Genomic DNA, 6,828 nt, shown 5'->3' on the forward strand with positions numbered 1-6,828 from the left:
TGGCAGGCCAGATGGGCCACAGGGTGTCATCGAGGTCAAGTGTGATGGCTTTTATGGTGGACAGGTCAAGCATAGGCAGCGTCAATGGGATAGGCGAGAATAACCCATGTCTTTTCGCTCGCGCATCCTCACGCCTTTCAACCCCGAACCCCCCTTCACGCACGGTGCAGCGCCAGCCACGCCCACGGCCTGCGGCACGGCCGTCCTGCTCTGCAACCTGGGTACGCCCGATGAAGCGACGGCACCGGCATTGCGCCGCTACCTCGCGGAGTTTTTAAGCGACCCGCGCGTGGTTGAAATCCCCAGAGCGCTCTGGTGGCTGATCCTGCACGGAATCATCCTGCGCGTGCGGCCCAAAAAGTCTGCGGCCAAATACGCCAGCATCTGGATGAAGGAAGGCTCGCCGCTGCGGGTGTGGACGCAAAAGCAGGCCGTCATGCTGCGCGGTTACCTGGCAGTGCGTGGACTGCCCGTCGAGGTGCGTTACGCCATGCGTTACGGCCATCCATCCATCGCCTCGCAGCTTGATCAGCTCAAGGCCGACGGCGTCACGCGCATCCTCATCCTGCCGGCCTATCCGCAATACAGCGGCACCACCACGGCCAGCGTTTTTGATGCGGTCTACGCCTGGGCGGCGCGCATACGCCGCATCCCCGAGTTCCGCTTTGTCAACCACTACCACGATCATCCCGGCTATATCAGCGCGCTGGCGGCACGCGTGCGCGAACACTGGCGCACCGCCGGCCGCGGCGAGCAGCTGGTCATGAGCTTTCACGGGGTACCCGAGCGCACGCTGAAGCTGGGCGACCCGTATCACTGTGAATGCCATAAAACCRCCCGGCTGCTGGCCACCCAACTGAGCCTGCAGCCTGCGCAGTACAAGGTCACCTTCCAGTCGCGCTTTGGCAAGGCCAAATGGCTTGAGCCGTATACCGAGCCCACACTGGTGGCCCTGGCAAAGGCAGGTGTCGGGCGGGTCGATGTGATTTGCCCCGGTTTTACCGGCGACTGCCTCGAAACGCTGGAGGAAATCAACATGGAAGCCCGCGAAGCTTTCCTGCATGCGGGCGGCAAGGAATTCAGCTACATCCCTTGCCTGAACGACAGCCATGAATGGATTGCGGGGCTTGCCGAGCTGGCGCAGCTGCATCTTTCAGGCTGGCCGGTAGCCGGCGCAGAAGCTGCGGAATTGACCAGCACACGCCAGCGCGCGCGGGCCCTGGGTGCCAACCAATAAGCCATATTCCTTGCGGTGGCTATCAAGCCTTGAGCTTGAGCAGCTGCATCATTAGCTGTGTGGTCTTGGTATCAAAGTCGATAAAGTTGGTGAGGTCAGCCCCGGACAGCCAGGACTGCTCCCAGTAACTTTCCTTGAGCGTTTTTTTCCACAGCTCATAGGCCAGCGACGCCTTGACGCCGTCAACCATCTCCGACTGGCGCGCGGGCGTGACGCCCTGGCCGGTAAAAACTGCCCGCCAGTTCGCCATATCCAGGTCCAGCCCCTGCTCCCGCATGGACCGCACACCGTAGCTTGTCTTCTTGGATGACACACCCACGGCGCGCAGCTTGCCGCTGGCCAGTTCTGCGCTGAAAGTTCCGTATCCGGAAACACCGGCCACCGCCTTGCCGGTCAATACCGCATCCACCAATTCAAAATTGCGGGCAAAGGGCAGATACACCGGGTCTTCAGGGCGGCTACCGGCAGACTTGGCCAGCAGGCCGGCGAACACGTGGTCCACACCCCCAACAGAACCAATCGCCATGGGCGTCAGCCTGGGGCTGGTGCGCAGGCGCTCAGCCAGTTCGTTGACGGTCTTGATGGGCGAGTTGCCGGCGACCACCACCACCAGGTAGTCGCTGGTCAGGCGGGCCACCGGGCGGAGCCGGGTCAGGTCCACGGCTGGTTTTTGCAAAGCCACTGCGCCGACCAGGTTGCTGTCACCCATGAAAAGCGCATTGGGATCGGAGCCGTACTTGCCGGCATACCAGGCCAGCCCTGTGGTGCCGCCGTGCCCCTCCTTGTTTTCGTATTCAATCTCGTCGCTCAGGCCCAGGCCGACCAGGGCATCGCCGAGGGCACGGCCCGCTTCGTCCAGCGTGCTGCGCGAGGCGGCTGGTATGACGATGCGCAATCTGGGCGCAAGCTTGCCCTTCACGGCAGCCTGTGCCCACAAGGGTGCAGGGACAACGCCGGCGGCAGCTGCGCCCAGGCAGGAAAGCCCACCGAGAAAAATACGTCGTCGAACAGTCGGCATGAGATTCTCCAGCGGTGGTGGCATGTATCAGGCAGCAGGCCGGCATGCGCCGGTTTCCCCAACAGTTACAGCACTTTCCATGCCATCCATCAGATGGACGCCGGAGAAAGAAAAGGGGTGACCCACGCGGCCGCCCCTCCCGAAAACCCTGCCGCAGAGCGTCAGGCTTTGAGCTTGAGCAGGTGCACCATGACTCGCGAGGTCGTCAGGTCAAAGTCAATGAAGCTGGTAAAACCGGGTCCCGAGAGCAGCGAAGAATCCCAGTGGTTCTGCTTCAGTGTTTTTTGCCAGGACTCATACCCAGCGGCGGCTTTCACCGCTTCGACCATTTCGGCCTGGCGGGCGGGTGCCACGTTTTGGCCGGTAAACACACCACGCCAGTTGGCCATGTCCACATCGAGCCCCTGCTCGCGAATCGAGGGAATGCCAAAAACCGTGCGCTTGGACGACACGCCAATGGCACGCAATTTTCCGCTGGCGAGTTCATCGCTGAACTCGCTGTAGCCCGATATGCCGGCCACTGCCTTGCCACCCAGCACGGCCTGTACCACCTCGGCACCGCCGGCGAAAGGCAAATACACCAGTTCTTCCGGTTTGCTTTGGGAGGCTCGGGTCAGCACCCCCGCAAACACATGATCCACACCACCGGCCGACCCGCCGGCGATCGGCACGTCTTTGGGGTTGGTGCGCAGCCGGCTGGCAAGATCGGCAACGGTACGGATCGGCGAGCTGGCAGCGACCACCACCACGAGGTAGTCACTGGTCAGGCGGGCTATCGGCTGGATGCGAGTCATGTCGACCGCGGGTTTTTGCAAGGCAACCGCGCCCACCATGACCATACCGCCCATCAACAGGGTGTTGGGATCGTTGCCGTATTTTTCGGCGTAATACGCCAGGCCGATGGTGCCGCCCTTGCCGCCCTTGTTTTCGTATTCGATCTCGTCAGCGGCGCCGACACCCAGCAAGGCCGTACCCAACGCACGGCCGGTCTGGTCCCAGCCCCCGCCGGCGTTGGCCGGTATCACAATGCGCAGTTTCGAAGTTAGTTTGGCGGTCTTGCCTTTTGGAGAAGCGACAGCTGCCGGCGCCTTGGCGGATTGYGCCAATGCGGGGAATGTACTGCCCAACGTGGTCAGGCCCAACCCGGCGAGCCCACCCAATGCGGTGCGTCGTTTGATGTTCAGCATGTCATCTCCTTTTAGTAATAAAACTCAACTTGCAGGTTTTTTCGCCTTCCAGTATTTAGCCATACGCGGAAGCACCAGCACCGCAACCACAATCACGACCAGCGTGATCGACATGGGGCGCTGGAAAAACACGGCGGGGCTGCCTTCGCCGATTGACATGGCATTGCGCAATTGAGCCTCAGCCAGCGGGCCAAGGATCATGCCCACCACCACAGGGGCAGTCGGAAAGTCAAAGCGGCGCATCAGGACACCGAGCAAGCCGATGGCGTACAGCAAAAAGAGGTCGAACGCACTTTGCCGCATGCCGTAKGCRCCCACCGTCGCRAARATCAGGATGCCCGCRTASAGCTGSGGYTTSGGRATYTTSAGCAGYTTGACCCACAGGCCCACCATSGGCAGGTTCAGCACSAGCAGCATCACGTTGCCRATGTARAGCGAMGCRATCAGTGCCCACACCAGMGCSGCYGASGTSGTGAACAGTTGCGGACCGGGCTGGATGCCGTAGTTCTGGAACGCGCCCAGCAAGATCGCCGTGGTGTTGGAGGTCGGGATGCCCAATGTGAGCAGCGGGATCAGCGCAGCCGTCACCGTCGCATTGTTGGCAGCCTCGGGACCGGCAACACCCTCGATAGCGCCTTTGGTGCCGAACTCCGCACTGTGGGGCTGGTTTTGCGCCAGCTTCTTTTCCATTGCATAGCTCAGGAAAGTCGGGATCTCGGTGYCGCCCGCCGGGATGCACCCGAAGGGCGTGCCGATGGCCGTGCCACGCAACCAGGCGGGGATCGACCGCTTCCAGTCCGCCTTGGTCATATGCACACGGCTGAGCTTGTTCTGCTCTTCCACCATGCGGCCTTCATACAGCGCCGCATAAAGCACTTCGGCAACCGCAAAGAGGCCCACTGCCACCAGCACGATTTCAATGCCGTCCAGCAGTTCCGGGATGCCGCCGGTATAGCGGCCCTGGCCGGAGATCTGGTCGAGTCCCACGCAGCCGGCGGCCAGGCCGACCAGCAGCGCCGCCATGCCGCGCAAGGTGCTTTTGCCCAACACCGCACTCACCGTGGTGAAGGCCAGCAGCATCAAGAGGAAGTATTCCGGCGGACCCAGCTTGACTGCGAACTCGGCCACAAAAGGCGCAAACAGCGTGACGATGACGGTGGCAATCGTGCCTGCCACAAACGAGCCGATAGCAGCCGTGGCCAGTGCCGCGCCCGCGCGCCCGCTCTTGGCCATCTTGTTGCCCTCCATGGCCGTGACCATGCTGGCGGTTTCGCCCGGTGTGTTCAGCAGGATGGACGTGGTTGAGCCGCCGTACATCGCGCCGTAGTAAATGCCTGAGAAAAAAATCATCGAAGCGGTGATGTCGACCTTGGCTGTGATGGGCAGCAGCATGGCCACTGCGACCGCAGGGCCGATGCCGGGGAGCACACCCACCGCTGTACCGAGCGCGCAACCCACCAGGCACCAGAGCAGATTCACCGGCGTGATCGCTGTCGCGAAACCCGCCATCAGGGCATTGAAGATATCCATCAGATCCACCCCGTGCTGGTCAGGCCTGGCAAATTAATCGCCAGGAATTTCGTGAACATCCAGAACACCGGCGCGGAAATCGCGAAGCCCACCGCGAAGTCGGCAAGCCAGGTGCGCGGCGCATTGACCGCGGTCTGGCCGCCCGCACGGCGCAGGCCTTGCACAGCCAGCAGATAGCATAGCGTGCAGCTCAGGATAAAACCAATGGCGGTGATGAGCGCTGCATTGAGCAGCAAGCCTGCCGAGACCCACACGAAACCCGGCCAGTAGGCCTGCACCGAGCCCGAAGGCGGTTCGAGCTCCCGGAAGCCGCCGCTGCGTGCCTCCCAGATGATGAAGGCGCCACAAATGGCGAGGCCCACCGACACCACCCAAGGCAGGAAATTGGGGCCTACACCGCCATAACCTGCCTCGGACGAAATGCTGATCGCACCAAAGGCCAGCGCCAGGCCGGTCAGCAGCACACCGGCCCCGACCAGAGTTTGCGGCCAGACGGCCGAGGGATCTGAAGTTGTCATCGTTATAGTTCCCGAAAGGCGGGGAAGGTTGGGCCAGACATAAGCAGTCTGGGGGCACGCGGGCCTTTCGTCAAATTTTCATCAAATTTGACGGAACCGCGTGCAGCTGATACGCGAAAGCGCGGGTGGCGTAAAAACGCGGAAGATCAGACCATGCCGGACTTGACCATCGTGGCGCGCAGCGCCGCAAAGTCGTCGTCCACAAACTTGGCAAATGCCTCACCCGTCAGGACTGCGGGAGTCCAGTCGTTCTTCTTGACAGCCTCGGCCCAGGCCGGCGCCTTGAGCGCGGCCAGCACCATGTCGGTCAGGGCTTTGCGCTGTGCGTCCGTGATGCCGGGGGCACCGTAGACCCCGCGCCAGTTGCCGATTTCGACGTCAATGCCCTGCTCCTTGAGTGTCGGCACATCCACACCAGGCAGACGCTTGCCCGAGGTCACCGCAATGGCCTTCATCTTGCCGGCCTTGATGTACTCGGCAAATTCGCTGTAGCCGCTGCCGCCCACCGTGACGTTGCCGCCCAGGATGGCTGCCGTGGCTTCACCGCCGCCGCGGAAAGCCACATAGTTGATCTTGGAGGGATCGGCGCCGACCTTCTGCGCGATCATGGCCGCTGCGATGTGCTCGGTGGAGCCGCGCGAACCGCCGCCCCATTTCACACTGCCGGGGTCTTTCTTGAGTTGCTCGACCACGTCTTTCATGGATTTGAATGGCGAGTTGGCGGGCAGCACAAACACGTTGTATTCGCTGGACAGGCGTGCAATCGGGGTAGCTTGCGACAGGCTGACCGGCGGCTTGCCGGTGATCAATCCGCCCAGCATGACGGCACCCATCACCATCAGTGCGTTGGGGTCGCCCTTGGAGCCGTTGACGAACTGGGCCAGGCCCAATGCGCCGGCGGCGCCGCCCTTGTTGTCGTAGGTCACGGTATCGGCGGCCTTGGAGTCCGTCAGGGCTTTGCCCAGGGCACGGCCCGTGGTGTCCCATCCGCCGCCGGGATTGGCGGGAATCATCATCTTGACGTTGGCGGCGGCAAAAGCCGGCAGGGGCAAGGCGCCCGCAGCCGCCATGGCTGCCAGGGATTTAAGAAAGGTATCGCGACGCATGAGTGTCTCCTTGAAAATAGGATTGTGAAATTGTTGAGCTTGCCGGGCTGGCGAAGGCATCCAGCCGATCACGGGCTTATCATGCGCTTCGTTTCTGTCAAACGGCTGTCCGGAAGCATTGGGGAAAGTGCTAATGTCTAGGGCCTGCTAACACCCTGTTTTCAGGCCCTAGCCCATTCTGCCCCCATGAAATTGTTACTGATCGAAGACGATGCGTCGATGCAGGCTGCGC

The 6,828-nt window shown here is 62.0% G+C and carries 6 protein-coding genes; 1 reads left to right on the forward strand and 5 read right to left on the reverse strand.

Annotated features, from left to right (window positions below; genetic code table 11):
* Positions 1 to 106: 106 nt before the first annotated feature.
* The gene (hemH, locus tag AC1DWI_RS09960; RefSeq protein ID WP_477724763.1) at positions 107 to 1,237 is read left to right on the forward strand and encodes a ferrochelatase; all 1,131 of its coding nucleotides are present in this window, start codon (positions 107 to 109) and stop codon (positions 1,235 to 1,237) included.
* Between the two features lie 22 nt (positions 1,238 to 1,259).
* On the opposite strand, the gene AC1DWI_RS09965 is transcribed toward hemH, so the two are convergent.
* From AC1DWI_RS09965 to AC1DWI_RS09985, 5 genes are all read right to left on the reverse strand, one after another.
* Complete coding sequence (locus AC1DWI_RS09965; RefSeq protein ID WP_477669018.1) at positions 1,260 to 2,255, reverse strand: tripartite tricarboxylate transporter substrate-binding protein; 996 nt, start codon at positions 2,253 to 2,255, stop codon at positions 1,260 to 1,262.
* Positions 2,256 to 2,416: 161 nt separating this feature from the next.
* Complete coding sequence (locus AC1DWI_RS09970) at positions 2,417 to 3,442, reverse strand: Bug family tripartite tricarboxylate transporter substrate binding protein (protein ID WP_477669017.1); 1,026 nt, start codon at positions 3,440 to 3,442, stop codon at positions 2,417 to 2,419.
* Positions 3,443 to 3,466: 24 nt separating this feature from the next.
* On the reverse strand, positions 3,467 to 4,972 hold the full coding sequence (locus tag AC1DWI_RS09975) for a tripartite tricarboxylate transporter permease (RefSeq protein ID WP_477724764.1): 1,506 nt from the start codon (positions 4,970 to 4,972) through the stop codon (positions 3,467 to 3,469).
* Positions 4,972 to 5,490 (reverse strand): tripartite tricarboxylate transporter TctB family protein, encoded by a 519-nt coding sequence (locus tag AC1DWI_RS09980; protein ID WP_477669015.1) that lies wholly within the window; start codon positions 5,488 to 5,490, stop codon positions 4,972 to 4,974. Before AC1DWI_RS09980 ends, AC1DWI_RS09975 begins: the two co-directional genes overlap by 1 nt.
* A 146-nt stretch (positions 5,491 to 5,636) precedes the next feature.
* A complete protein-coding gene (locus AC1DWI_RS09985; protein WP_477669014.1) occupies positions 5,637 to 6,596 on the reverse strand; it encodes a Bug family tripartite tricarboxylate transporter substrate binding protein in 960 nt (319 codons plus the stop codon).
* Between the last annotated feature and the right edge of the window lie 232 nt (positions 6,597 to 6,828).

This window comes from Polaromonas sp. P3_C2, assembly GCF_056402675.1.

Coding starts and splice junctions, on each gene's coding strand:
- AC1DWI_RS09985 (WP_477669014.1), bottom strand. CDS start 6,596: ATGCGTCGCGATACCTTTCTTAAATCCCTGGCAGCCATGGCGGCTGCG.
- AC1DWI_RS09965 (WP_477669018.1), bottom strand. CDS start 2,255: ATGCCGACTGTTCGACGACGTATTTTTCTCGGTGGGCTTTCCTGCCTG.
- AC1DWI_RS09980 (WP_477669015.1), bottom strand. CDS start 5,490: ATGACAACTTCAGATCCCTCGGCCGTCTGGCCGCAAACTCTGGTCGGG.